The organism is Rhodococcus sp. NPDC057135 (assembly GCF_042670865.1).
GTDB lineage: Bacteria > Actinomycetota > Actinomycetes > Mycobacteriales > Mycobacteriaceae > Rhodococcus_F.
Genome location: NZ_JBHUUU010000012.1, coordinates 39,422 through 63,835, shown reverse-complemented (window position 1 = coordinate 63,835; position 24,414 = coordinate 39,422). Strand labels below are relative to the sequence as shown.

Genomic DNA, 24,414 nt, shown 5'->3' with positions numbered 1-24,414 from the left:
GCACTTGCTCGATCGGCAAGGACATCCACCGGCGTACTGCCGTCACGGGTCAGCTCGTGATCAACCCCGTGCGATCGAGCCACGCGAGCGTATGACGTGAGAACTCGTCCGGAATCTCCAACTGAGGGGTGTGGCCGGTGTCGCCCAGAATGATGGTGGTCCAGTGTGGATGAGCGGCGGCGGCTGCCCGTGCAGCCTCGACCGGGACCAGTCGATCGCGGTCGCCGTGGATCAGGAGCGTCGGAGTCGTGATCTCTCGCAGAGTCTTTCGATACGAGGCCGGGCGGGCGAGGGTCATCAGCAGTGACCGTGCTGCCTGCAGGAACTCGGCATCCTGAGTGGGTTCGTTGCGGCGAATAGCCGTCAGGGCGGCGCCCGCGTCGAGAACCGCGGGGTCTGCTCGCCTCGGATCGGCGAAACACAATCTCGTCATCTGAGCGGCCAACTGCCGGTCGGACATCTTCCGGCGTCCGAAGCCGAGAACCTGCTCGCCGACGTACGGCATCGAGTAGAGCGCGAATTGTGCCGCGACGGTCAGGTCGGGAAGTTGGACCGGCAGTGGGAGCGCCGGATCTACCAGGACCAGGCCGGCGACCGAGTCGGGACTGGCGTGGGTCGCCATTGCGGAGACCATTCCGCCCATCGAATTGCCGAACAGGACGGCAGGCTCACCTACCACTGTGTCGAGAAAGCGATTCAGGAGTGTTGCGTTGGCATCGACGCCTGTGTGTCGCCCACGGGCAGAGGTGAGTCCGAATCCCGCGAGGTCCAGTGCGTACACGCGCGTACGTGCGGCCAGCGTTGGTGCCACCCGCACCCAGTTGAGATGTGAGCCGCCCAAACCGTGAACGAGGACGATGGGCGGCGCTCCGCTGGGACCGCCGAAGTCGATCCAGTGAACATCACCGCCAAGATCGGTGATGTTGCTTGTCCCGCCCCACGGGTGCGTGAGGGCGCTTCCGTCGGCGAGTTGGGCCGAAACAGCGGATTCCATACCTGCCAGGATGCACCGAGGTTTCGTCGTAGTCACGCACTCGTCCCGGTTCTTGATCTGAAATTGTGTGCTCGATCACGGATTCTCTGGAAGCTCACGAAACGGGCAAAACGGAATTCAACTGGTGCCAAGCACTTTTCGCGGGGGTCATCGATTTTCTGCGGCCGCGGTACGCGTCCGGCCGAGGTCGGTTCGGGCATACTGAAACCCATGTGGTGGATGGTCGGGCTCATAGTGCTGGCCGCGTTGGTTTTGGCATCCGTTCTGGTCGGTTTCGTTTTCCGGCGGCCGATCGCCGAAGACAAGTCGGCGGTGCTTGCCTTCGACGACGCCACCTCTCAGCCCCAGCGCGACTGACCACCGTCGAGCGGAATTGTTGCTCCAGTCAGATAAGCGGCATCCGGCCCGACCAGGAAAGCCACCGCTGTCCCGATGTCTGTCTCGCAGTCGCCGATCCTCCGCAGCGGAATCCCGGCAACAAAAGCTGCAGCCTCTTCCGGACGCGCATCGGCCCAACGCTGTAACCCGGGTGACGACGCGTGTGGGGCCACCGCGTTGACACGGATCCCGTCGACGCCCCATTCGCACGCTGCTGCCCGGCTGAGGGCTCGGACGGATTCCTTCACGGCCGCGTATCCGCCGTAGCCGGCAGCGTCCCAGCGGACGGCCACGGAACTGACCATGTTGATGATCGCCCCGCCGCCGCGCTCCTTCATGAACGGGTAGCAGGCTTGCATTGTTCGCAGCGTCGCGACGGGACCGGAAGTCAGTCCGTCGGCAAGGCGCTCCGGAGTGAGGTCGAGGATGTTGCCGAGCGGGTTGAGGCTGGCGTTGTTGATCAGAATGTCGACACCGCCGAACAGTTCCACTGTTCGCGACACAGCGGCAGTGATGGAAGCCGCGTCGGCGATGTCCACGAGCACCGGCTCGGCGCGGCCGCCACGTTCGGTGACCTCGTTACATGTGACGAGGAGTTTCGACTCAGTGCGGCCCGCGACCGCGACGGAAGCGCCTTCCTTGGCGAGTGCCAACGCAACTCCCTTGCCGACGCCTTGCCCTGCGCCAGTGATCAGGGCCACTTTTCCATCCAACTTGCCCACTGCTGTTCTCCTGCTCGTCATTCAACGGTTCCCGAAGCGTTGTCCGAATCGCGCATTGTTACTCGTGGGTTCCCGCTGGATGAGATGTGAGTTACGTCCCACTCGGTGGCACCGCTTCAAATTTCGGTCGTCTTACGTATATTGTGAGCGCCGTTACATACCGGGCGCGCGGACCGCGTACACATTCCATGATGAGGAGCTAGACATGGCATTCACCACTGGCAGCAGCAAGACGGACCTGGCACAGCTCGGCGACTTCCAGAAGATCATTGCAGGCCTGGGCGGCGTCCTCGTCGGCATCGGCGCAGTTGCTGGTCTTCTCGGCGCAATCGGTGGCGCAGGAAGCTCGCAGCCGAAGGCTTGATTGCTTCGCTGAACCGGATTTACGGCCTCCGGCCCGCGTCTTGAAGGTATTGCCTTCGTAGATGCGGGCCGGAGGTTTATCTTCATGTGAATGTCTGTGCCTTGCAGGCACATTCATTTTTGTGATACGTCGATCGCCGGTGGTATGTCCACACCTTCTTCGTAGACCTGGGGTCCGAAGTTCGGCAACGGAGTGAAGTCGAGTGTCGCTTCCGAACCGCGGTAGTGGCGGAAGTAGTAAAGCGATCTGTCCGGCCGGGCCAAGGTGTCGGGTTCGGTTGTCTTCCAGGCCCAGTGGACGTCTGCTCGCAAAATCTCCGACAGTCTGAGTATGTTCTTGCAGCCGTGGCTTTGTAGCCCAAGGCATTTGAGCGTGTCGACGTCTCGTAGTTGCCCGTCGCGCGTCCACCTGGATTCGTAGACCAGCGCATCGAGAACAACTCGGTGCGAATCCTCTCGAGTAACGCCGCCGAGTAGTACCTCCCAGTCCAATCCTGGTGCGTGTTGGAGGTATTCGTCCGCGTCGATGAATGCTGCCCAGGCGACGGTGTCGCGGTATCGGGTCACGTAATCGACGTAGGCCTCCACCTGTCCGTGCACGATCCGGCCGTCCGCGTCGCGCGGTTGCCAATCGATGATCGTCACCGGAAGGTCGTGCAGCTCTTTGCGGAATGCGACCTGAACTTCACTGTCCGACATCGATCGAGTGAAGGCGCCGTAAGAATTGCCGCGCTTGTCCTCGCTGCGTCCGTGCCAGCGGTTGAGACTGAATGCGCTTGTCTTGCGGGTGGACCCGACGGAACCGGTGTTGTCGTAGAGAACAACCTCCCAGCCTTGCTCGATGTGGTGCAGGCACCAGTCTCTGATGAAGGGGAGATGTTCGCGGGGGAGCAGAACCGCAACCACTGCGCGACGTCCGTTGTCAGAGCTCTTCGGGTGCTTCTTCGGATCCGTGATCACCCGACACACGATAGTGCTCTGTGTGGAAGCGGGTTGGTTGATGTTGATCGTGGAAGCGTTGATCGTCGAATCATTGACACATTGCATCATTTGTCTCATAGTCGAGTCATGACAACCTCTGTGTCACATTCGCCAAGGTTTGTTCCTTCCACCGGGGAGTCCTGGCGTTCGCCGTGGGCAATGTACGACGCGTTGCGCGAGAACGATCCTGTTCACAACGTTGTGCCGGAAGCTGCGCCGCAGGACGACTACTGGGTGCTCACCCGTCACGAAGACGTCTACAACGCTGCTCGCGATTACGAGACATATTCGTCGGCAAAGGGATTGACCACTGTCTACGGTGAACTCGAGCAGATCGGGATGCAGGACAATCCGCCGTTCGTGATGCAGGATCCACCCGCGCAGTCGGAGTTCCGGCGCATGGTGTCGAAGGGGTTCACCCCGCGTCAGGTCTCGGCGGTCGAGCCGATGGTCCGCGAATTTGTCGTCGAACGTATCGAGGCGTTGAAAGCGCGTGGCAGCGGCGATATCGTCGTCGAGCTGTTCAAGCCGTTGCCGTCGATGGTCGTCGCGCATTATCTGGGTGTGCCGGAATCGGACCGTGATCAGTTCGACGGCTGGACCGAGGCCATTGTTGCTGCCAATTCGGCAGGTGGTGTGGCCGCAGCGGCGACGACGGCGCAGGCCGCCACCGGTGAGTTGATGATGTACTTCGCTTCGCTGATCGAACGCCGCAAGGTCGAACCGGGTGACGACACGATTTCGCACCTACTCGCCGCTGGGCTCGGTGAAGAAGGCGACATCTCCGGCTTACTGTCGATTCTGGGCTTTGCCTTCACCATGGTGGCCGGTGGAAACGACACTACAACAGGAATGTTGGGCGGATCGGTGGCGATGCTGACCGAACGCCTCGACCAGCGTCAGATCCTGTTGGACGATCCCGCATTGATCACTGACGCAGTCGACGAACTGCTTCGGCTCACCTCGCCGGTCCAAGGTCTGGCACGCACAACGACGCGAGATGTGGCCTTGGGTGGCAAAGTGATTCCGGCAGGACGTAAGGTTTTGCTGATGTATGGTGCGGCAAATCGTGATCCCGAAAAGTACGGACCCGACGCGGCGGAGTTGGACGTCTTGCGCCGGCCACAGAAGATACTCACCTTCAGTCATGGCGCCCACCATTGTCTGGGTGCGTCGGCCGCTCGGATGCAGGCACGAGTTGCGTTGGAAGAGTTGCTCTCCCGGATTCCAGACTTTCACGTCGACATCGACGCGATGCAGTACGCACCAGGCAATTACGTCCGCCGTCCGCTCACCGCCCCGATGTCGGTTAGCCGGCCGTGAGCAACGACTGGCTCGGTGAGGGCCGCGCTTTGGCGGCGGCCGAGAAGATCCTCGACAGCGCGGCACAATTGTTCGTCGAAAAGGGCGTCGCAACGGTAGGTATGGCGGAAATAGCCTCTGCTGCAGGATGTTCTCGGGCCACCCTGTACCGGTACTTCGAGAATCGACAGGCTCTACACATCGCGTTCGTTCACCGCGAAGCCCGCAGGCTCGGAACAGCGATCGCGGAATCGGTAGCGGCCATCGACGATCCGAGCGAGCGTCTCGAAACGGCGATGCTCGCGGCAGTGTCCGCGGTACGCAGCACTCCGACGCTGGCTGCGTGGTTCACCCCGGGTGATGCGAGTCTTGCCGGTGAGCTTGCCAATTCGTCCGATGTCATCAACGGACTGGGGGTCGCGATGCTCGGTGACACCGGCGCCGAGGTAGCCACTCGAGCACGCTGGATCGTGCGAGTGATCCTCTCGCTGCTCATGGTGCCGGGGGCGGACGAGAATGACGAGCGGGCGTTGGTGCGTGAGTTCGTCGCTGCGCTGGTGAGCGCAGGAAGGACCGCCTGATCATCCCTTCCGGGTGATGCGCGAGGGTGCTGTCGGGATCGAGGATGAACCGGTATCCAGACACAGGCCACCGCGAGTTCCCGAGGAGCGTAAGAGAAGATGACTACACCGTCCGAACTCGACCCCAAGCCCGCCACCGAAGCGACTCGCCAGGCGAATGCTCAGGTTCTCCGTGACCTTCCTTTCGACGACACCTTCGACTTCGATTTGATTTCACGAGGTCTGGTGGCGCCGCTCATCGACGGCGGGTTGGTCAAGGGCGACAAAGGGCAGTTCATCTTCTCTTACGACGCCTACGGGTTCGCCGACGGCGATGCGCCGGACACCGTCAACCCGAGTCTGTGGCGCCAAGCGACTTTGATGGGAAAGGGCGGCGGACTGTTCAAGCTCGCTGATCGCCTGTATCAGGTGATCGGCCAGGATTTGTCGAACACGACGATCATCGAGGGCGACACCGGGTTGATTATCGGTGACACTCTGATGTCCGCGGAAACAGCCGCACTCGCGTTGGAGTTGTACTACCAGCACCGCCCCAAGGTCCCGGTCAAGGCAATCATCTTCACTCACTCCCACGGCGATCACTTCGGCGGTGTGAAAGGATTTGTCACCGACGAAGAGATCGAGTCCGGTGCCGTAAAAGTCTATGCACCAGACAGTTTCACGGAAGAAGCGATCTCCGAGAACGTGCTTGCCGGTACGGCGATGACGCGTCGCGGAATGTACATGTACGGATCGTTTTTGCGTCCTGGTCCACAGGGGCAGGTATCGGGTGGTCTTGGACTGTCCACTTCGCACGGCACGTCGACGTTCGCCGTGCCGACCGACGTCATCACCGAACCGGTGCACGAAGAAGTCATCGACGGTGTGCGCGTGACGTTCATGCTCGCGCCGGGAACCGAAGCACCGTCCGAGATGCTGTTCTATCTACCTGATTTCAAGGCGCTCGGTTCGGCTGAGGACGTTACACACACGATGCACAATCTATACACGTTGCGCGGCGCCAAGACTCGCGACGCGAAGGCCTGGTCGCATTACGTTCGTCTGGCGATGGAGCTCTTTCCTGACGTCGAAATCATTTTTGCGCAGCATCATTGGCCCACGTGGGGCAATGAGAAGATTCGCAAGCTCATGTCGGATCAGGCAGACCTGTACAAGTATCTCCACGACCAGACGTTGCGTCTTGCCAACAAGGGACTGACACCCGTCGAGATCGCCGACCAGATCGAGGTGCCCGACGCCATCGGAAAGCAGTGGTACAACCGCGGGTACTACGGCTCGCTCAGCCACAACGTCAAAGCGATCTACACCTTCTATCTCGGTTGGTTCGACGGCGTTCCCGCTCACCTCAATCCCCATCCGCCGGTGGAGAACGGCAAGCGGTACGTCGAAGCCGTCGGTGGACCGGACGCGCTCCTGACAAAGGGAAAGCAGGCATTCGACGCCGGCGACTACCGCTGGGCGGCGGAGTTGGTGAACCATCTGGTCTTCGCCGATCCGAGCAATCAGAAAGCGCGAGAGTTGTTGGCGGACACGTACGAACAGCTCGGCTACCAGGCCGAGAACGGTACGTGGCGCAACTTCTATCTGGTCGGAGCGATGGAATTGCGGCATCCGCTGGCACCGATGCCGTCCAACAACCCCACCGGCCCGGCCGTTGTCGCAGTGATGCCACTCGAGCAGATGCTGGACTTCTGGGCGGTTCGCCTCGACGGCCCTAAGGCCGCCGACGTCGACCTGTCGTTGCGATTCGTATTGTCGGACACTGCCGACAACGTCCTGGTGACAGTGCGCAACGGCGTGCTGAACTACGACACGGACAAGGCAGATGCGTCGGCCGCCCTGACTCTGACCTTGACCCGTGCCGTGTTCAACGAGGTGTATCTGGGGACGACCTCACTCACCGAATCCATCACCACCGGAACGGCAACGGCTGTGGGAGATCAGTCTGAACTGGAGACGTTCATCTCGCTGCTGGAGGATTTTGATCTGTGGTTCGATATCGTCACGCCGTGACAGGTGTGCGGGGTCACGCCGTGACAGGTGGGCGGAGTCACGCCGTGACAGGTGTGACTGATCGGTGATCAGTGTTCGTGAATGATGACTCCGCGCATGATCTTTCCCGACTTCATGTCGTCGTAGCCCTGGTTGATGTCTTCGAGGCGGTACTCGGCGGTGACCATTTCGTCGAGCTTCAACAGCCCGGCTTCGTAGAGGTTGAGTAGACGGGGGATGTCGGCTCGAGGGTTACATTCGCCGAACAGGCTTCCGCGGAGCTGTTTTTGGAACAGGGTCATTTCGGCGAGGTGCAACTGTGTGTCGGTGGCGCCCATCGGTGAGACCGCCGTCAAAACCACGCGGCCACCCTTGCGGATCAGTCCGACCATCGGCTGGATCATGTCGCCGCTCGCCACTCCGACTGTCAGGATCGCGACGTCAGCCATGACGCCCCAGGTCAATTCGTTGACCAGCGTCATGGCTTCGTCGATCGACGAAGCGAAGTGTGTTGCTCCGAGAGTCTCGGCCATGGCTTTCTTGTCCGGCGAGATGTCGACTGCCACGATGTGCCTCGCGCCTGCGATTTTCGCTCCTTGGAGGGCGCTTCCACCGATCCCACCGATTCCGACGACGACCACGGAGTCGCCTGGCGAGACCTCTCCGGTGTTGACGGCAGATCCCCAACCGGTGGTGACTCCGCAACCGACGAGGCAGGCCTTCTCGAGGGGAATCCATTTGTTGATCTTCACGACCGACGCTTCCGGCACAACCGTGTAGTTGCCGAAAGTGCCCAGAAGCGAGAAGGTTCCGACGTCTTGCCCGCGTGCTGCTGCGCGGTACGTTCCGTCGACCTGCGCGCCGGCCATCAGAATGGCGCCGAGGTCGCAGAGGTTGCTCTGTCCGACTGCGCACCAGCGGCAGCGTCCACACGAGGGAATGAACGAGAGGACGACGTGATCGCCCACCTCGACGTCTCTCACGCCGGGGCCGACCTTCTCCACTATGCCCGCGCCTTCGTGGCCACCGATCACGGGGAGCGGGACTGTCAGATCACCGGTCACTGCATGATCGTCGGAGTGGCACATTCCGCTGGCGACCACTTTGATCAGGACTTCTCGTTCTTTCGGATCTGCGAGCTCGATCTCCTCGACACTCCACGGTGTGTTGTGCTCCCACAGCACTGCTGCCTTCGCCTTCATCGACATTCCCTTCGAGCGTGCTTCGCGGCGCAGTGTCTTCTCGTCTGCTCCTGGAGACATGCTGTCTCTCGCCGGGGGCCTCGGTCATGCATCTGCGCGCCACGGTCTGGTGTTTTCGTGCCGTTTCCGCCGACCCCTGAAGTGAATCTGCGCTAATCTAAGTTGTGGTTGTCATCGGGTCGGAACAGAAGGCTGCCGAGGGCATTCCTGTCGGCATGAGGGGCCAATGGTGGGAATCTCGTCTGAGAGAGGAATTTGTTCCCCTCGACGTACAAGTGTCCCGTTCGGATCTCCGCGAGAGATTCACCGCATCGGTGCGGAGGCGCTCGCTGGACGACTTCGGTCTCGTCGATCTCAGTTGTGATCCGTGCGCAGGAAAGCGAACACCAACTCAGGTATCCGACGCGACCGAAGACTGGGTGGTGCTGATCGCAATCCAGTCAGGACGCGAAGCGTTGACGAGAGCAGGTGAGACGACTCTCGTGGGCGCTGGTGACGTAGTTCTGTGGGATACGCGCAATCAGGCCGAGTTCGAGGTGCTGGAGTCGGTTCGTTCGATCAATCTGCTGATTCCGCGCACGGCCCTGGCAGAAGTCTCGGGTCGACAGTGGCCGGCCTTCGGCGGCGCGTTGGAACGGAACTCCCCGTCAGTGCGTTTGTTGGTTTCCTACCTGTCGATGCTGGCCGATTCGCTGGATGAACTTCCTGAATCTGCGGTATCGGCGGCCAGAAATGCCACCCTCGATCTGTTTGACGGGGCGGTGAGTAGGAGAACTGATGATGCATCCGGTTCTGCCGCGCTGCGCCTGTCGATCGACGCCTGGATCGACGGGCACCTGAGTGATCCGGCGTTGTCGTTGACCTCTGTTGCCGACGCACATGCGGTCTCTGCCCGCACGGTCCAGCGAGTGTTCGGCCGCTCTGGCGAGACGTTCAACAGCACGGTACGGGCGAGGCGGTTGGCCAGGGCGCGCGAGGACTTGCGTCGAACGAACTGCTCGATCACCTCGATCGCCACTCGGTGGTGTTTCTCCGACGCGAGCCACTTCTCGCGACTGTTCAAAGAACGGTTCGGGACATCTCCGGCGGCCTTCCGCTCTCGAAGAACGTGAATCCGACCTCGACGGTTACTCGAAACGAGAAGGGTCTCCGGCGCCGACGCGCACGATCTCGGGGACACCGGACGAATAGTCGACGACCGTGGTGGGTTCGGTTCCGCAGTCACCCGAGTCGATGACCGCGTCGAGCAGGTGGTCGAGTTCTTCCTTGATCTGCCAGCCGTCCGTCATCGGCTCCTCGGCGCCGGGCAGCAGAAGGGTGCTGGAGAGGATCGGCTCACCCAGTTCCTGCAGGAGCGCACGCACTACCGGGTGGCTGGGAATGCGCACTCCGACGGTCTTCTTCTTGGCGTGTGCCAGCCGCCGCGGGACTTCCTTCGTGGCGGGAAGGATGAACGTGTATTGGCCCGGGGTGGCCGCTTTCACCGCGCGGAACGCCGAGTTGGTGACGTGGACGAAATGTCCGAGCTGCGCGAAGTCGGCACAGACGAGCGTGAAATGGTGATCCGACCGCAGGTGACGGATCTCGCGGATCCGATCGGTGCCCGAGTGATTGTCCATTCGGGCGCCCAAGGCGTAGCAGGAATCGGTGGGGTAGGCGATGACCGCGTCGTTGCGCAGCATTTCGACGATCTGGCTGATCGCGCGCGGCTGCGGGTTTTCGGGATGTACGTCGAAGTATCGGGCCATCAACTCAGCTTAGTTCAGCCGGCAGATCGTGAATCCCGTTCGCCGTTCAGACTGTGGTCGGCGAGCAATCCCGTCAGTTCTTCGGCGTAGGCGAGTTGCTTACGTAAGTGTATGCAGCTTTCTTCCGCTCGGGTATGGCAGGCGGTGACGAATTCGGTTGCACCGGTTCGCATTGACGCGTCCGAACCCTCGTCACCGAGCACTGCCAGAGAATCGAGGAGTTTTTTCATTTCTTCGAGACTGAATCCGAGCGGCTTCATTCGTCGGATCACCAGTAGCCGCTGGACGTCGGCTTCGGTGTACAGGCGGAAACCTCCGGCGCTCCGCTCGGACGGGGTCACCAGACCGACCTCGTCGTAATGACGGATCGTCTTGATCGACAGTTCGGTGCGCTCGGCAACCTGACCGATCTGCATGTTCTGCCCCTGGCCCGCGTGTTCCGGCTCAGACATCACTCCCACTTTCGTCGCGCTCGGCCTCCATCCTCTCAGTGACCGTCGCCCAGACGACCGGACAGGCGCAGATGGCGCTCGGCCGACGCGCCGTCGAGGCCCACGATCTCGACCTTCTTGCCTCTGGCCGCGTACTTGGTGGTGATGGCGTCCAGAGTCGCCACGGTCGACGCGTCCCAGATATGAGACTCGGAGAGATCGATGACAACGTTCTTCGGGTCGCCGGTGTAGTCGAACTGATAGATCAGATCGTTGCTCGATGCGAAGAACAACTCGCCTCGAACCGCATAGACACGGGTGTCCTCGTCCGGATGCGCTACGTCGACAACTTCGGTGAGGTGCGCGACGCGGCGGGCGAAGATCACCATCGCGGTAATCACTCCGACGATCACGCCGTAGGCGAGATTATGGGTCGCGACGGTGACAGCCACGGTGACCAGCATGACCGTTGTTTCGCCGATCGGCATGCGGCGCAGTGTCTTCGGATTGATGCTGTGCCAATCGAAAGTGCCCACCGAGACCATGATCATGACGGCCACCAATGCGGCCATCGGAATCAACGCCACGACATCGCCCAGGCCGACCACGAGTATCAGCAGGAACACGCCAGCGAGGAAGGTCGAGATCCGAGTGCGAGCGCCGGAGACCTTCACGTTGATCATGGTCTGGCCGATCATCGCGCACCCTCCCATGCCTCCGAAGAAGCCGGTGACGATGTTCGCGACGCCTTGGCCCCACCCTTCTCGGGTCTTGTTCGAGTGGGTGTCCGTGACGTCGTCGACGAGCTTGGCCGTCATCAACGATTCGAGGAGTCCGACGAGCGCCATGGCCAACGCGTACGGAGCGATGATCGACAGTGTGTGCATTTCCAGAGGGACGTCGGGGAACAGTAGCGTCGGCAGGCTCGACGGAAGTTCGCCCTCGTCGCCGACATCGGGAACGTCGAAAGCGAAAACGACTGTGGCGGCGGTCAGTACCACGATCGCCACCAGTGGAGCCGGGACCGCGTTCGTCAGTTTCGGCAAGAACACGAGAATCAGGAGGGCGATCGCCAGGAGTGGGTAGACGAGCCACGGAACGTCGATCAGGTGGGGGAGTTGGGCGATGAAGATCAAGATGGCCAGTGCGTTGACGAATCCGACCATGACGCTGCGCGGGATGAAACGCATCAACTTTGCAACGCCGAGGAGACTCAACACGATCTGGAGGAGACCGGCCAGGAGGACTGTCGCGATCAGGTAGTCGATTCCGTACTCGCGTGTCAGGGGAGCGACGACCAGTGCGACGGCGCCGGTGGCCGCGGAGATCATGGCAGGTCGTCCGCCGACGACGGCGATGGTCACAGCCATCGTGAACGAGGCGAACAATCCCACCCGCGGATCCACCCCGGCGATGATCGAGAACGAGATCGCTTCGGGGATCAATGCCAATGCCACGACCAGTCCGGCCAAGACTTCGGTTTTGAGTCGGCGAGGTGACCGAAGCGCGGCCCGTACCGAGTTGTCGTTGGTGGATGAAGCGGTGGTTACTGCCATGAGATTCCGTCCTGACGAGGTATTCAGACTCTACCCTCCCGTAAGGGTAGAGTGTGAACGGAAATTCGACAGCGATGCGAATGGCCTTCGAATTCTTTTTTGCTGCAATGAATCTCGATTGTTTTGCTCGGCGAGGATGGGCAAGGCTTGCGTTGGCTGGCAGATGTGACGGCCAGTAACCCTTACCAAGTATTTACCTACTGTGTGGTTTTTGTTGATCGAAAACTGGCCAATTCGGACGTTCGCTCCGTTACAGTTCGGCGGCAAACGTCAATCAGGTTGTTCCGAGAGGACATCATGTCAAAACGCTTACTGAATGCTGCGCTGCTAGCCGGCCTCCTTGCCGGTGGAACCGCGGTGGCCGTGATTCCGGCGACCGCGGCACCCGTTGCAGAAACCACGTCGACAACTTTTCAGGTCACGTGCCGCGCAGTTCCGAGTGCGTTCTCCGGGCCGTCGTCAGACGGAAAGCCTGCCACGGTGCGGGTTTCGGCTCCTGCGGTCGTCGCGCCAGGTCAAGTCTTCGACATCGACGTGGATCCGGGAAGCGTCCAGATCCCGAACGATGTGAGCGGCGCAAGCGTCAAGAAGATCTCGCGTCTGAAGATCGACCTTCCGATTCCGACCAACGCGGAGTTCGTCTCGGCGACGGTCACCGATCCGGGCAATGTTGTCGCCGGGAAACCTGCTTCGGTGATTCGTGTCAACGAAGATGGCACTCCCACACCTGACGGCCCGATACTCCGGTTGTCCGGCGCAAACGAAGCGATCGGCAACAGTCCGTCATCGTCGTCGGGTGCGCACGGTGGGCTCGCGATCAATGCTCAGTCCGGTGCCGAGACGAATATCGTCTTTCCTAAGATCAGAATCACCGTGAAGGCCGGGCCTTCCGGCGTTGTCGAGACCAATGTCCGGACCTCGGGTGCTGCAGGTACTTTCGGCGGACCGGAGTCATTCTTGACCTTCCTTCCTCAGGTCAGCCACTGGCTCGCGGGAACGATCTGGGCACCTACGTCGTGCTCACCCCGCGACAGCGAGACCGGCCCTCTCAATGCCGGTGCCGGCGGCCTGGCGTCGACGAAAATCGACGGGGACCTGGGGCCCGTCGATCCCGAGCCTGGTACCGACATCGTGACCACGCTCGAAGGACCGGCTACCGCCACAACCGGCGCCAAGGTATCCTTCGCGTCTCACGTCGAACCGGAAAATGCCACGGGAACAGTGCAGTTCATGGTCGACGGCAAGCCCGTCGGTGACCCACGGCCGGTGGTTCGCGGTATTGCCCGCCTGGATCTGACCTTCGGTAAGGCCGGAATCAAGTCTGTGACAGCGGTGTTCACCGCTACCGGCGACGAGGAGAAGTACACGTCGGCGGCACACATTCTCACGGTGACCGGCGATACAACAGGTCCGGTGGATCCCAACCCGACCGACCCGGGCACTCCGGGTGGTCTCGGCAGCCTCGAGTCCGTTCTGCCCCAGCTGCCGACAGGTTCGCTCGGCGGCAACTGATCACGGTCCTACTTCAGCGAACACTCGATGCCCGAGTTCTTTCGAAAGGCAACACATGAACCCCCGTACTCTGGCTGTCTGCGCAGTCGTACCAGCTCTCACGGCCGGACTCCTCGCTGTGTCCGCGCCGACGGCAGTAGCCTCCGATGCCGTGACACGAACAGTTTCCTTCGAACACAAGTGCCGGGTCGACGGCGCCACCGACTGGGATTCGTCGTTCTCCGACAACATGGAGGTCACGGCGCCCACGTTCGTGCGTCCTGGCGAACAGTTCACGGTGAAACTCCATCCCGGCACCATGCGTAGTTCGGATTCGGACACCGGTCGAATCAAGTACGACATTGCGCTTCCTCAAGGGGCAACACTGGTTTCGTACTCCCTCGTCGGTGATTCGTCGTCCAACTTGACCGGCGAAACGGCGGTGCTGCTCCGTGTGGGTGCAGACGGAAATGCGAACGCTGCCGGTGAATATTTGCGCATTACCGGTACCAGCAACAAAACTGTCAACGACGGTCCGAGCGCCAGTGACAACAAGCCCAAGGAAGGGTTGCAGGTCAAGGCCAACACGGACTTCCGTCTGCCGGCAGTCGAATTGAAACTCGAAGCTCGCTCCGACGAGGGCAATGCGACGACGCACCTGCGCGGAGGGGCCGCGAGCCCGACCATCAAGATCAAAGACACGAGCATGAGCTTCGGTGAGTCCCGTTGGGTCAATGCCGCTGGGTATTGTGTTGCTTCGGGCGACGGACGCGGCGCCCTCTCGACTACAGAGGTCTTCTCGACCAACCAGACCGAGACGACGGTCGCTGTCGCGCTCGAGGCACTGACGGGCGAAGACGTCAAGATCGCGGCGAGCATCGACCCGAATCCAGGTGAGGGAACAGTCGAGTTCTTCGACGGTGATGCCAAGATCGGCAGCGCCGCAGTCGATTCGAATGGCCATGCTGAACTGGTCTGGCCGTTCCGTGACCAGGGCGAGCATCGCATCACCGCAAAGTTTCTGGGTACCAAGAAGTTCAGTTCTTCGGAATCTGCGGACAAGACCGTGACCGTCACCGTGCCTGGTGTCATCGTCGTCGAGCCGGCGGATCCGACGGATCCTGAGACACCGGGCGGAACCGGAAGCCTCGGGGACATCTTCTCGAAGCTGCCGACGGGCTCACTCGGAGGCTGAGTCACCCAAACGGCAGGGGAGCGTCGACGTTTCGGCTCGAATACGGGCGTGTGGTCGAATACTGGAATGACAGGTTCGAATCATGCCGAGAGCCGCAACGCCGGCGTTCCCTATTTTTCTCAATGGGAGTCTCCGTCACGGAAACCGGGCCAGAACCACAAAAGGTAGCTCACCAAAACTCGTGTCCCTTTACTACCGTTGGTCGAAGAACTGCGCGAACCGCGGGTTCTTACATCAACAAGCCTTCGAACTCGCCGCTGCGGTTCAGGTATGAACAAGGTAGGGAAAATGCGCAAGGTTGGTTTGCTCGCGTCCGCTGCGGTAGTAGCTGTCAGTGTGGCAATGATCGGGACGTCTGCGGCCTCGGCAGCGCCGGGAAACATTCCCGGACACGGGCTGTTCGACGTGCCGTGGGAGGTGTTGCCGGGAACCTACACAACTTCTGGACCCGAATCGGCTGACATGCCATGCATATACGGCCGAGCAAAAGTTGACGGCGACGGTGAATTGAATGTCCTCGAGTTCGAAAGCACCCTCGAACCGGCGACAGTCACGATTCTCTTGACGGATTCTCGCTTCACCACCGCATATTGCGCTGATTGGAAGAGAGTGTCGTCAATCGGATCGTTGGATCTCAGATCACTTTTCGGGTCATAGGCGTCTCCTGGCTTGACATGAATATCGGATATGGCTGTTCTTGCCATCTCGATCAAACACTCGGCTCGCGGATGCGCTCGTTCGTCTCGAGTTTCCCACCACTCGTCGCATGAGTCGACGACCAGGGACTTTGGCCCTCAGTAATTACCTACCACTCGGTATATTCTTCGAAGGTACGGACTTCGTGAACCGATGTGAGTTGGCTCCGGGGGACGTGCCGGCCTCGCAGGACCGCCCGCAAAGTCAGCCCGGTGAGGCCACCAGAAGTTCGCGCATTTCGACAGATTGCCGCTGGGTCCGTCCGCTACGAGGGGAGTGGACGGACCTGACAGCACGAGAGAGTGCCATGCATGAACGTGGTCAAAGCAGAGTGGACGCGGGGATCATCGCCGTTGTCGCGATCGTTACCGGTATGTTCGTCGCATTGACCGGTCACGGTCTCGTTGCAGCGCTGGCCACCGTGTTGGGCCTCGCACTCGGAATGGCGATTGTGCGGTATCTGATCAAAGGCCGCTGATCACTGGCCGCTGATCAGTGGCCCCTGATCACTGGCCTCTGATCACCGCAAGAGTTCAGCAGGTCGCAAGAATGTCGGCGATGGTGTCGTGTTCGGCTTGAGTGACCCACAAACCGTATGCCGCTTTGACTTCCACTTGAGCAGTCACGTACTGGCAGCGGTAGGCCTTGTTGGGTGGCAGCCACGACGCTGCGTCGGAATCCGACTTCTTCTGGTTTGTGGGTCCGTCGACAGCGCGCAGGTTTCGAGGGTCGTTGGCGAGATTGGTTCGCGTTTGCGTATCGAGCTGCTGTGCGCCCTTCTGCCATGCGTCCGAAAGTGCGACCACGTGGTCGATCTGGACTGCAGAAGACGTGTCCTGGCCGCGAGTGAACGCGATGGTCTTGTTCGTGTACGGGTCACGGAGCGTGCCGGTTTGGACCGAGCAGCTTTTGGAGCCGTCCTTGAAAGTCAGGTCGGTGAGGTCGCGGCGCAGGATGTCGTTGCGCGTATCGCAGCCGTTGTGGCCGAACTCGACGGTGACGTCGTCCGTCCAGGCCGTACCGAACAGTGCGCGGTCGTACCCGGTCTTGGGTGCGCGTCCCTTGATCGGGATCTGCGCCAGCAGTTCAGCTGTGACGGACGACGGCGTCGAGGAGCCGGCCACTGCCGACGGCGTCGATGAGCCGGCCACTGCCGACGGCGTCGAGGCGCCGGCCACTACCGTCGTCGTTACACCGGATCCGATTCCTGAACCGAGAGAGGATGTTTCGGGTGCTGCGGCCGTCGAATTGGCGCAGCCTCCCAGCACGATCACGGCAGCGATGCCGATGGTGACGCCGGTGATGCCGCGCCTGTGATGTGCCGTGCGTGCCATGTGCGAGAGTCCATTTCTTCGAGAGATGAACTACAAGTATGTCATTCACGACATTTCGGGCCGAACCGGCACCTCCCGTCAGTCCGGTCGAAGCAGCCACCGCTTCACCGGGACCGAGACAAGAACCCGCGGGCCGTCGCGAGTGTTATCTGCGGCATCCCAGCCGTCGTACTTCTTGCCGAAAAGTCGCAGGAGATCACCGAACTCGTCCACGGTGCGATGAATTGTTGCAAGTCCCTGTGCGACCCACGGGTCGCGTGCGGAGCCGTCGACCGCCAATGAGACCCGAGGATCGTCCAGCAGGTTCCGGACCTTCCGATTCTTTTCGGCGCTCGGGATCCAGAATGTGTTCTGACGCAGCAGGAACCAGACCGGAGTCGTGTGCGGCGAGCCGTCACTTCGGAGGGTGGTCAACCACACGCAAGGAGCGTCCGCGATAGTCACTGTCTCAGTATCGACGCCCGCACGTCGGATACAAATCGATGATGTGAAACGAACAAGGCCCGGGTGTCGCCGAACGGCGACACCCGGGCCTTGTCGGGGAGGAGGAAGCTTCAGATCTCGATCTTGGGGGTCTGTTCGCCCAGCTTGTGGCGAGCGAGTGCCAGGTTCGCACGTGCGCGGTCGAGGACGAGGTACACGAACAGCGTTGACAGTCCGGGGGTCTCGAGGACACGAATGAGATGGTACTGGTTGCTCAGGGTAATCAGGATGTCTTCGAGGGTGTCGGTAATTCCCAAGTTACTCATCGTGCGGAGCTTTGCTCGCACAACCTCGGAGTTGCCGGCGCCGGCGTACTCGAGGCTGAATGACGGGTTGCCGCTCATGCCGAGAACCATTCCGCTGTCGGCGTCGACGACGGCTACACCGCTGGCACCGTCGATGCGCATCAGTTCGCCGAGGATTTTGTCGATGTTGCTCATTGCTTCTCCTTGGTTGGGCAGAGCCGCGCGGGGCGACTCCAGGTGATGCTTCGGTGGTGAAGTCATCGGTACATTTCGAGGTGGAATCGTTGGTTGCGGCGTCGCGAGTGGGCCGGGCGGCAACTGTTCAGCTTGTGAGATTTGGGGTCCTGTTCCGTTATGCGCAGATGAGCGGCCGTTCGACGACTCGAATTCGTCGATGCGGTCTGCGGGCAGCCAGCCGTCTCCGGGGGGTGCGTTGAGCGGCCATCTCGTGTCTGTCTCGTAGTCCGGGACCTGAGGCTGGAGTTGCGGATATACGGGCGCGGTCAGCGGACGCTTGTACGGAATCGGCTGACCGCCCGCGTCGGCGACGTTCGCGAACCAGGCGGCGTACCCGGGATCGCTGCGATCGAGGTTTGGCCCGCGATCGTCGTCATCCTCCCGGGAACCGCGTCGACGAAAAAGTCCCACTCGTTCCAGCCCCTTAAAGACGAACTATTCCCGATCGGAGCGTTCCGGACGAACGCGGCAGACCGGACAATCCCACCCTTAGTTACTTTGCAGTTAAGTCACCGTAGCATGGGTTAGCGAACGGGGCATACAAGTCCAATCCCGCAGTCGGGAGGACAAGGCGCTCGGATTCGGCAGGCTGCTCAGGCGATTGTCACTGACCGGCGATGCCGGTCGGTTCGAACGTCAGTGGCCCTCTGGCATCCTTGAGGGATGAAGAAAACGATCACCGGGTTCATCGGTGCCTGCTCGCTGGTGGCGCTGGTTGCCTGCGGTTCTGACGGAGACAAGCCGACCGAGGTCGGAACACTCACTTCCTCCGCTTCGGCGACCACCACGGCGACGCCGACGGCGTCATCCGAGGCTCCGGCGACCTCGTCGGACATGACTACCGAGGCGCCTTCGGTCGAGTCGAGCGCTCCGGCGGAGATTCCTTCGGACCCGAATGCGAGCTCGGCGCTGCCGCGGACCTACGCGCAAGCCTGCGCCGACGTACTCCGGTACCTCGACGCGTACCAGCCGGCAATCGACCAGTCGGGCGAGGAAATGGGTATGACGCGTGAATCATTGGCAAACGACATGATGACGTCCATCCAGGCTTATCCTGAATGGTCGAGCTTGTCTGCCGACGAGCAGGCCGAGGTCACTCGCGGATTCGCCGCAGCGACCGCAGGAAGCTGCTGACTTACTTTCAGAACAACGATTCCTGAATCGCCACGCCAGGGGATACGAACTCGCCGACGGTGATGGTTCGACCGACCAGTCCGGACACGTCCGCGACAAAGCGTGGTGATTCAGGGTCGGTGTCGATCCGCAGCGATGCGATCGAACCGGCAAGGCCCTCCAAATACAGAGAATGCTCCCCGGACTCGAAAGTGTGCGGATACGCGATCAGCGGTGCCGCATCGAAGACCACGTCGGCGCACGCCGGCGCCGTCCATTCTTCGGGAGCCTCCAGGATCTCGATGCCGTCGATACCCGACCCGATGTCCTTCAGCTCGTCTTTGATCGACGATACGAAGTGATGCAACGACTTTCGGAGTTTCTCGCGATCCAAAGACCCTGTCAGTGCTTCGATCTTTCGAGACGTACGTATGGCCTGACTCAAGTGGAACTCTTCCGACACCCGGGCTTCGAGTGAACGGATGCTGTAACCGTCTGTCGACCGCGCGACGAACAACGCGCAGACTGCGCCTTGTTCGGCGACTCGCGGATGCTTGCGGAACTCGGACGCCGTCCCCACCTTCATCTGACCACCGGCGAATACGTCGACGTAGAGCCATTGTGGTTGTGTGAGGTAGGTACGCACGTTCGGATGAATGTGCGCGCCGCTGACGTGTGCCTGATGAACTGTGGTGAACCCCTCGCGATTTCGGCATCGGTCGCATTGGCGTCCTGCGGTGACCGTGGCCCCGCGGTCGCACGGCGAGTGCCCTGGACCTTCGGCGGTGAGATCTCGCCAGCCGAGGCAACGGCGGCCCTTCTTCTCGTCGACGGAGAACCGCAGCACCGAGTCGTGAGTGAAGAACGTCGTAGCGGCAGTGGTGTCGTCGACGCATCGGATCCGCGGTGCTGTCGGGTTCGACCATTCGATTCCGCGGACGAGCAGGGTCATGATGAAGTGTCGATTCCTTCTGGACGAGGCGTCGTCGCGGTTGGCGCGGTAGTTCGGAGGTCGACAGCCATGGTAGTCAGTGCGCGGGCGGGTCAGTGCAGTGGTTGTGCTCCACGTTGTCCTAGCATCAGTGTCATCAGCCCGGATTCCTGGCTCTGGGTGTTGATCATGTCGCGAGCCGACTGTTTTACCGGTCCACGCTCGAGCAGGGCATCGGCAGCCTGCGCCATGGCGATCCCGCCGCGGTGGTGGCGTTCCATCAGTTGAAGGAACAGAACCTCGGCATCGCTGCCTCGAGCGGCGCCCAATCTCTCGAGTTCCTCGGTCGTAGCCATTCCTGGCATGACCTCGGTGTCGGTGTCGGGCGCAGCGGGTGCCGCGTGATGATGGCCATCGCCGGTACCGCTGCCGGATGCTTCCATCCACTCCATCGGCGTTCTACTGTTCGGTGGCACATCCGCCAGTCGGAGCCAACCGAGCATGACACCGATCTCGGTTCGCTGAACATCGTCGATCTGCTGGGCCAGTCTCGTCACCGCCGGGTTCACATCAGGACTCAGACGCGCGAGGATGAAGAGGGCCTGCTGATGGTGTGTCGCCATGTCGTGCACGAATCCGATTTCGGTTTCGCTCAGAACAGCTGTCTGCGTGTGGTTCTCGGGCGTGAACAGGGGACGCAATGCTGCGCCGAGTACGAGCAGCATCAGTGCCGCAGCCACCAGCGCGACGGCTTTGACCGATCGCGTAGCCGTCATGACCCGACAGTCGTTTTCTGGTTCGAGGGCGGTGCGTAGACACCGTTGTCGAGCTGCATGGCAACAAAGCCGTTGTCGGCGCACGTCGCCCACAACGTCGTCCCTCGCCATTCAGGTGGGGAGAAGCACCAATCGGTGGAGATGTCGCCGAGAGCGACCATGCCTGACCGCGAACTCAGCGCTTGGCCGGGATCGAACTGACCTTGCGCGATCGACTGCGCAATTGCCGGCGTGCTGAGAATGGGTACCCCGATGAGCGAGGCAAGAGCGTGCGGCGAGTTGGCGAGTTGGAGATTGTCGCCGGTTCGGGCGGGTGGGTTGAAGTACGCAATTTCGTGGACGTCGAAGGGATCTCGAACATCGAAGACCCGAATCCCGCTCGAGATCCATCCACATGCCAGCGCCGTCGGGTCGACTGGGCGATCGGCCGAACAGTAGTGCGATTCGTACGCGAACAGTGATCCACCGGCAGCGGACGCCAGTGCAGCGTCCTGATTCTCCGGCAGATTGATCTCGAGCTTCACCGAATTGACGACGGACGGTTCGTCGTCATTCGAGACGTCGATCAATTTGACTCCGCCGGAACCACCTTCGTCGACGGTGAACAGGTACGGCGAACCGTCGTAGGTGACCGGAATGCTGTGCTGGGTGGCCCAGCCGTCCGTCCACGAGAGCTGGGACAGTTGGCGCACCTTCGGATTCGGGAGGCGGCGCTGAACCTCACTGATGTCGAGAACATGTATTCCGCCGAGATTGTTCGACAGATACATGCGATTCCCGTCGGGGCTGATGCCGAAGCCGTGGGTCGACAACCCGATGAGGTCCTGCCAGATGACGCGAGGGTTGGCGGGATCGGTGAGATCGACGGCGCTCACAACACCGGGTGCGGTGCCGGAAGACCAGTATGTGTTCCCGTCCGGTGAGAATCCGCCTTCGTGATTGGTGATGGGCAGCAGCATTCCCAGATCGGTTCCGGGTCCGGGGTTGAGCAGTTTCGGGTGCGCGCAGTCGGAGATGTCGTAGACCGACATCAGGCCGACGCCGGTCAAGAGCGGAACGCCCGTGCCCACCAGCAGCTTTCGTGCGGTATTGACCTTGAGGCTCTCCCACGTTCCGGCGAGCATCGCGGGTTCGGTCAGAGTGGCGGTGAGTGCGGGGTTGGCAGGATTTGATACGTCGAGAACTTGGACGCCCTGCGCGGGTCCCAGGAGGTTTCCGGGGAAGAAGCTGCCGACGTACGAGCAGTGTTCGAAGTTGGTGGAGGTGATGCCGCCGCCGCGACCCGAGTAGCCGCCGATCTGAGACATGTTGCAGCTGTAGCCATCTCGGCTGCGTCCACTGTTTCGGTCCTCGGCGGGCACATCGCCCTGCAATCCTGTCTCGGGCATCGAACCGGGCCCGCATTCCGCGCGACTTGCTGCATTCGAGCCGACGCCTGAAGCCTCGAGGATGGAGCCGGGGGCAGCGGCGGGTTCGGCAGCGGCAACACACACCGGAAGGATGGTGATCAATGCGACGAGCGCGATGGCAGATCTGGTTCTGATGGTCGTGAACGATTTCATCGAGTCCAACTCCCGGTGCGGGATTGCCTTTCGTATCTCTCACGGACAGACGTGCCTCACGGACAGGCAGCACGGAGGGCAGGCGCGTGTTCGAGCGCTCACGACGGTCGGGTCGGGGTGTGAACCGGTGTCGGGCCGCAACCAACCGGACAATGCTGTCCGGTTGGTATCGTAGTGTGCGTGACATCGTCTGGCCGCGTCAATAGCGGATCCCTCAACAGAGGACCGAGAGATGCGGCGCGCAATCGTGCGGCGCTCATCTCAGCAGCTCGCGAGGTGTTCGCCACTCATGGTTTTGCTGCGCCGCTCAGCCTGATCGCCCGCACGGCCGGCGTCGGCCAGGGCAGCCTCTATCGGCACTTTCCCACTCGCGAAAGCCTTGCACTTGCGGTGTTCGACGAGAACATCGTCGAACTGCAAGACCTCGCTGCCGATCCGGATTCGACTCTCGACGATCTTTTTCGTTTGTTGGTCGACCAGATCACCACCTCCATCGTGTTCGTGGAGGTCATCAAGCCCGTCTCCTTCGGCGACTCTCGACTGAATTCGGCCGGCACACGTTTGACCGATCTCCTCGAAGAACGCCTGGACGAGGCCCGCCGAACTGGGAAGATCCGTGAGTCCGTCACCGCTGAGGACGTGATCCTGGCGATCGCCATGTTTGCCGCGATCATGGAACGGACCGCCGAGAGCTCGCGAAAAGAAGTCGCACACTCGGCGTGGAACCTTCTTGTGCAGGGACTGGCCGGACCGGCAGCGGCGGGCTGAGTCGCGTTCGCCTCGCGTCTCGAAGTGATCGCCTAGGCTCGTGCCATGGCTATTGTCTGGACAGTTCCTCGCGCTATCGGCTCCACCCTGCTCGTTGCTCCGTTGATCAAGGAGTTCCTTGTCGAGGGTGACGGCACCCTCGATGCAAAACTGACTGCGGTCGGTACGGTCTCTGCCTCTCTCGAGAAGCAAGTCGGCCGCACGTTCACCTCGATCAGCGCTGCTTCGGCGGCAATCTTTTCCGGTGCTGCCGGTTCCAGTAGCGTGCCCGACGCACTCCGTCTGGCCGTGATGCGCACTCTGTCCACCGAGGTCGTCGTCCGGAAGCCGGCTCCGCAGCCGTTTACCGAAAAGGTCGGGAAGAGGCTGGGGCAGTATGTCTTTGCCCTGCGCGACCCACGTAACCACCAGGTATTCCATGTCGGGCACGGCACGGGAAATCAGGTCTTCGCGCCGGTGTTCGAAGCGCTCGGTGAACTCGCGAATCTGGAAGGTGCGGCCGGTCCGGCCGAGACGAATGCTGCTGTGACCGCAGCCAAGATCGCTCGGATCCGCGAGATTTACGACGCAGGTTCGGCGGTGGAGCACTTCGTACTCCTCCGCTCGGTCTCCGCCGCCACCGATTCGGCCGCCACCACCGGAGAGGTCGTCCGCGGAATCGCGGAAGCTTTGCGGATCACAGACGCGGGAGACGGTCTGACCAACCTCGCTGGCGACACGTCGGACAAGGACACCCGTGCGACCCGCGTCGAGGAACTCGCCTTGCGGTACTCGGCGGACCCCGCGCCGGAACTCCCGACGCCGAGCATCGTCCTTCATGTACCGGCATCGGCTCGTCCGGGAGCAACGCAGGAAGAGATCTACGAACTCGCGCGCGCCGAGTGGTCTGCCGGGGCGGCTGTCCGCGCCGAGATCGGCATCCCGGTTCTGGTGTTTGCAGACAGCATCATTCGTGGTGCATTCCGCGCTCAGTCGTGGGAGGTGTCCACGCGCAACGCCGACGGAAGCCAGCTGTGGCGGTTCAACGGAACCGTCGACGACGAGCTTGCTGCCAAGTACGTCGGAACCGAAGTCACCCCGCACAACGTCGGCCTGAAGAAGTGGCCCGTCAGTGGTTGGGTCACGCGGTTGACCACCGCCCGCCCAGGTGCGGTTATGCCGGGACCTCGTAAGTCCAAGTAAGGCAACAGTTCCAGGTAGGCAACACTGTGGGGGGGGGGGCGCCCCGGTCCCCCCCCCCACGGTTTTTTGCGCCCCCCGGGGCGTGGGGGTCGCGGGGGCGTATAAAAAAAAACCAGCCCACCCGGACACACACGGAAAGGGATGGCGGCGT

25 protein-coding genes and 1 pseudogene are annotated in these 24,414 nt (G+C 61.5%); 13 read left to right on the top strand and 13 right to left on the bottom strand.

The window, feature by feature from the left end:
• Positions 1-49 precede the first annotated feature (49 nt).
• Entirely contained in the window at positions 50-994 is a 945-nt protein-coding gene (locus ACFT1A_RS22080; protein WP_378448873.1) for an alpha/beta fold hydrolase, read from the bottom strand.
• Between the two features lie 210 nt (positions 995-1,204).
• Here ACFT1A_RS22080 and ACFT1A_RS22075 point away from each other — a divergent pair, with 210 nt between their 5' ends.
• The gene (locus ACFT1A_RS22075) at positions 1,205-1,351 is read left to right on the top strand and encodes a hypothetical protein (protein WP_378448771.1); all 147 of its coding nucleotides are present in this window, start codon (positions 1,205-1,207) and stop codon (positions 1,349-1,351) included.
• Here the strand turns inward: ACFT1A_RS22075 and ACFT1A_RS22070 are convergent.
• Positions 1,333-2,094 (bottom strand): SDR family NAD(P)-dependent oxidoreductase, encoded by a 762-nt coding sequence (locus ACFT1A_RS22070; RefSeq protein WP_378448770.1) that lies wholly within the window; start codon positions 2,092-2,094, stop codon positions 1,333-1,335. The genes ACFT1A_RS22075 and ACFT1A_RS22070 overlap by 19 nt on opposite strands.
• Positions 2,095-2,299: 205 nt before the next feature.
• On the opposite strand from ACFT1A_RS22070, the gene ACFT1A_RS22065 reads away from it, so the two are divergent.
• Complete coding sequence (locus ACFT1A_RS22065; RefSeq protein ID WP_019747160.1) at positions 2,300-2,458, top strand: hypothetical protein; 159 nt, start codon at positions 2,300-2,302, stop codon at positions 2,456-2,458.
• Between the two features lie 113 nt (positions 2,459-2,571).
• Here ACFT1A_RS22065 and ACFT1A_RS22060 read toward each other — a convergent pair whose 3' ends face one another.
• Positions 2,572-3,417, bottom strand: coding sequence for a glycosyltransferase family 92 protein (locus tag ACFT1A_RS22060; RefSeq protein WP_378448769.1), 846 nt, complete (start codon positions 3,415-3,417; stop codon positions 2,572-2,574).
• A gap of 108 nt (positions 3,418-3,525) precedes the next feature.
• Between ACFT1A_RS22060 and ACFT1A_RS22055 the strand changes: the two genes are divergently transcribed.
• The 3 genes from ACFT1A_RS22055 to ACFT1A_RS22045 all read left to right on the top strand — a co-directional run bounded on the left by ACFT1A_RS22055 (position 3,526) and on the right by ACFT1A_RS22045 (position 7,334).
• Positions 3,526-4,761, top strand: coding sequence for a cytochrome P450 (locus ACFT1A_RS22055; RefSeq protein WP_378448768.1), 1,236 nt, complete (start codon positions 3,526-3,528; stop codon positions 4,759-4,761).
• On the top strand, positions 4,758-5,321 hold the full coding sequence (locus ACFT1A_RS22050; RefSeq protein ID WP_378448767.1) for a TetR/AcrR family transcriptional regulator: 564 nt from the start codon (positions 4,758-4,760) through the stop codon (positions 5,319-5,321). Before ACFT1A_RS22055 ends, ACFT1A_RS22050 begins: the two co-directional genes overlap by 4 nt.
• A gap of 99 nt (positions 5,322-5,420) precedes the next feature.
• The gene (locus ACFT1A_RS22045; RefSeq protein ID WP_378448766.1) at positions 5,421-7,334 is read left to right on the top strand and encodes an alkyl/aryl-sulfatase; all 1,914 of its coding nucleotides are present in this window, start codon (positions 5,421-5,423) and stop codon (positions 7,332-7,334) included.
• Between the two features lie 68 nt (positions 7,335-7,402).
• On the opposite strand, the gene ACFT1A_RS22040 is transcribed toward ACFT1A_RS22045, so the two are convergent.
• The gene (locus ACFT1A_RS22040; protein ID WP_378448872.1) at positions 7,403-8,515 is read right to left on the bottom strand and encodes an NDMA-dependent alcohol dehydrogenase; all 1,113 of its coding nucleotides are present in this window, start codon (positions 8,513-8,515) and stop codon (positions 7,403-7,405) included.
• Between the two features lie 164 nt (positions 8,516-8,679).
• Between ACFT1A_RS22040 and ACFT1A_RS22035 the strand changes: the two genes are divergently transcribed.
• Positions 8,680-9,627, top strand: coding sequence for a helix-turn-helix domain-containing protein (locus ACFT1A_RS22035; protein ID WP_378448765.1), 948 nt, complete (start codon positions 8,680-8,682; stop codon positions 9,625-9,627).
• A 15-nt stretch (positions 9,628-9,642) separates the two neighbouring features.
• On the opposite strand, the gene ACFT1A_RS22030 is transcribed toward ACFT1A_RS22035, so the two are convergent.
• The 3 genes from ACFT1A_RS22030 to ACFT1A_RS22020 are packed head-to-tail and all read right to left on the bottom strand — an operon-like array spanning position 9,643 to position 12,250.
• Complete coding sequence (locus ACFT1A_RS22030) at positions 9,643-10,263, bottom strand: L-threonylcarbamoyladenylate synthase (protein ID WP_378448764.1); 621 nt, start codon at positions 10,261-10,263, stop codon at positions 9,643-9,645.
• Between the two features lie 14 nt (positions 10,264-10,277).
• The gene (locus ACFT1A_RS22025) at positions 10,278-10,715 is read right to left on the bottom strand and encodes a MerR family transcriptional regulator (RefSeq protein WP_378448763.1); all 438 of its coding nucleotides are present in this window, start codon (positions 10,713-10,715) and stop codon (positions 10,278-10,280) included.
• Between the two features lie 35 nt (positions 10,716-10,750).
• A complete protein-coding gene (locus ACFT1A_RS22020) occupies positions 10,751-12,250 on the bottom strand; it encodes a SulP family inorganic anion transporter (protein WP_378448762.1) in 1,500 nt (499 codons plus the stop codon).
• A gap of 297 nt (positions 12,251-12,547) precedes the next feature.
• Between ACFT1A_RS22020 and ACFT1A_RS22015 the strand changes: the two genes are divergently transcribed.
• The 4 genes from ACFT1A_RS22015 (at position 12,548) to ACFT1A_RS22000 (ending at position 16,110) form a co-directional block, all read left to right on the top strand.
• On the top strand, positions 12,548-13,762 hold the full coding sequence (locus ACFT1A_RS22015; protein ID WP_378448761.1) for an Ig-like domain-containing protein: 1,215 nt from the start codon (positions 12,548-12,550) through the stop codon (positions 13,760-13,762).
• 55 nt (positions 13,763-13,817) lie between these two features.
• The gene (locus tag ACFT1A_RS22010) at positions 13,818-14,936 is read left to right on the top strand and encodes an Ig-like domain-containing protein (RefSeq protein WP_378448760.1); all 1,119 of its coding nucleotides are present in this window, start codon (positions 13,818-13,820) and stop codon (positions 14,934-14,936) included.
• 288 nt (positions 14,937-15,224) lie between these two features.
• A complete protein-coding gene (locus ACFT1A_RS22005) occupies positions 15,225-15,593 on the top strand; it encodes a hypothetical protein (protein WP_378448759.1) in 369 nt (122 codons plus the stop codon).
• Between the two features lie 346 nt (positions 15,594-15,939).
• A complete protein-coding gene (locus ACFT1A_RS22000; protein ID WP_378448758.1) occupies positions 15,940-16,110 on the top strand; it encodes a hypothetical protein in 171 nt (56 codons plus the stop codon).
• A 58-nt stretch (positions 16,111-16,168) separates the two neighbouring features.
• Here the strand turns inward: ACFT1A_RS22000 and ACFT1A_RS21995 are convergent.
• The 3 genes and pseudogenes from ACFT1A_RS21995 to ACFT1A_RS21985 all read right to left on the bottom strand — a co-directional run.
• Positions 16,169-16,966: pseudogene (locus tag ACFT1A_RS21995) on the bottom strand (HNH endonuclease family protein); the annotation flags it as partial.
• Positions 16,967-17,044: 78 nt separating this feature from the next.
• Complete coding sequence (locus ACFT1A_RS21990) at positions 17,045-17,410, bottom strand: pyridoxamine 5'-phosphate oxidase family protein (protein WP_378448757.1); 366 nt, start codon at positions 17,408-17,410, stop codon at positions 17,045-17,047.
• 110 nt (positions 17,411-17,520) lie between these two features.
• Positions 17,521-17,889: a hypothetical protein gene (locus ACFT1A_RS21985; protein WP_378448756.1), complete on the bottom strand. Its 369-nt coding sequence runs from the start codon at positions 17,887-17,889 to the stop codon at positions 17,521-17,523.
• Between the two features lie 705 nt (positions 17,890-18,594).
• Here ACFT1A_RS21985 and ACFT1A_RS21980 point away from each other — a divergent pair.
• Positions 18,595-19,065 carry a hypothetical protein gene (locus tag ACFT1A_RS21980; protein ID WP_378448755.1) on the top strand — a complete coding sequence of 157 codons (471 nt, stop codon included), beginning with the start codon at positions 18,595-18,597 and terminating at the stop codon, positions 19,063-19,065.
• Positions 19,066-19,072: 7 nt separating this feature from the next.
• Here the strand turns inward: ACFT1A_RS21980 and ACFT1A_RS21975 are convergent, their stop codons facing one another.
• The 3 genes from ACFT1A_RS21975 to ACFT1A_RS21965 all read right to left on the bottom strand — a co-directional run bounded on the left by ACFT1A_RS21975 (position 19,073) and on the right by ACFT1A_RS21965 (position 22,313).
• Complete coding sequence (locus tag ACFT1A_RS21975; protein ID WP_378448754.1) at positions 19,073-19,996, bottom strand: DUF2797 domain-containing protein; 924 nt, start codon at positions 19,994-19,996, stop codon at positions 19,073-19,075.
• 92 nt (positions 19,997-20,088) lie between these two features.
• Positions 20,089-20,751 (bottom strand): DUF305 domain-containing protein, encoded by a 663-nt coding sequence (locus ACFT1A_RS21970; protein ID WP_378448753.1) that lies wholly within the window; start codon positions 20,749-20,751, stop codon positions 20,089-20,091.
• Positions 20,748-22,313 (bottom strand): LVIVD repeat-containing protein, encoded by a 1,566-nt coding sequence (locus ACFT1A_RS21965; RefSeq protein ID WP_378448752.1) that lies wholly within the window; start codon positions 22,311-22,313, stop codon positions 20,748-20,750. The genes ACFT1A_RS21970 and ACFT1A_RS21965 overlap by 4 nt, the downstream gene beginning before the upstream one ends.
• Positions 22,314-22,493: 180 nt before the next feature.
• Between ACFT1A_RS21965 and ACFT1A_RS21960 the strand changes: the two genes are divergently transcribed.
• Both ACFT1A_RS21960 and ACFT1A_RS21955 read left to right on the top strand, forming a co-directional pair.
• On the top strand, positions 22,494-23,081 hold the full coding sequence (locus ACFT1A_RS21960) for a TetR family transcriptional regulator (RefSeq protein WP_378448751.1): 588 nt from the start codon (positions 22,494-22,496) through the stop codon (positions 23,079-23,081).
• A gap of 45 nt (positions 23,082-23,126) precedes the next feature.
• Complete coding sequence (locus tag ACFT1A_RS21955; RefSeq protein WP_378448750.1) at positions 23,127-24,263, top strand: GIY-YIG nuclease family protein; 1,137 nt, start codon at positions 23,127-23,129, stop codon at positions 24,261-24,263.
• Positions 24,264-24,414 lie beyond the last annotated feature (151 nt).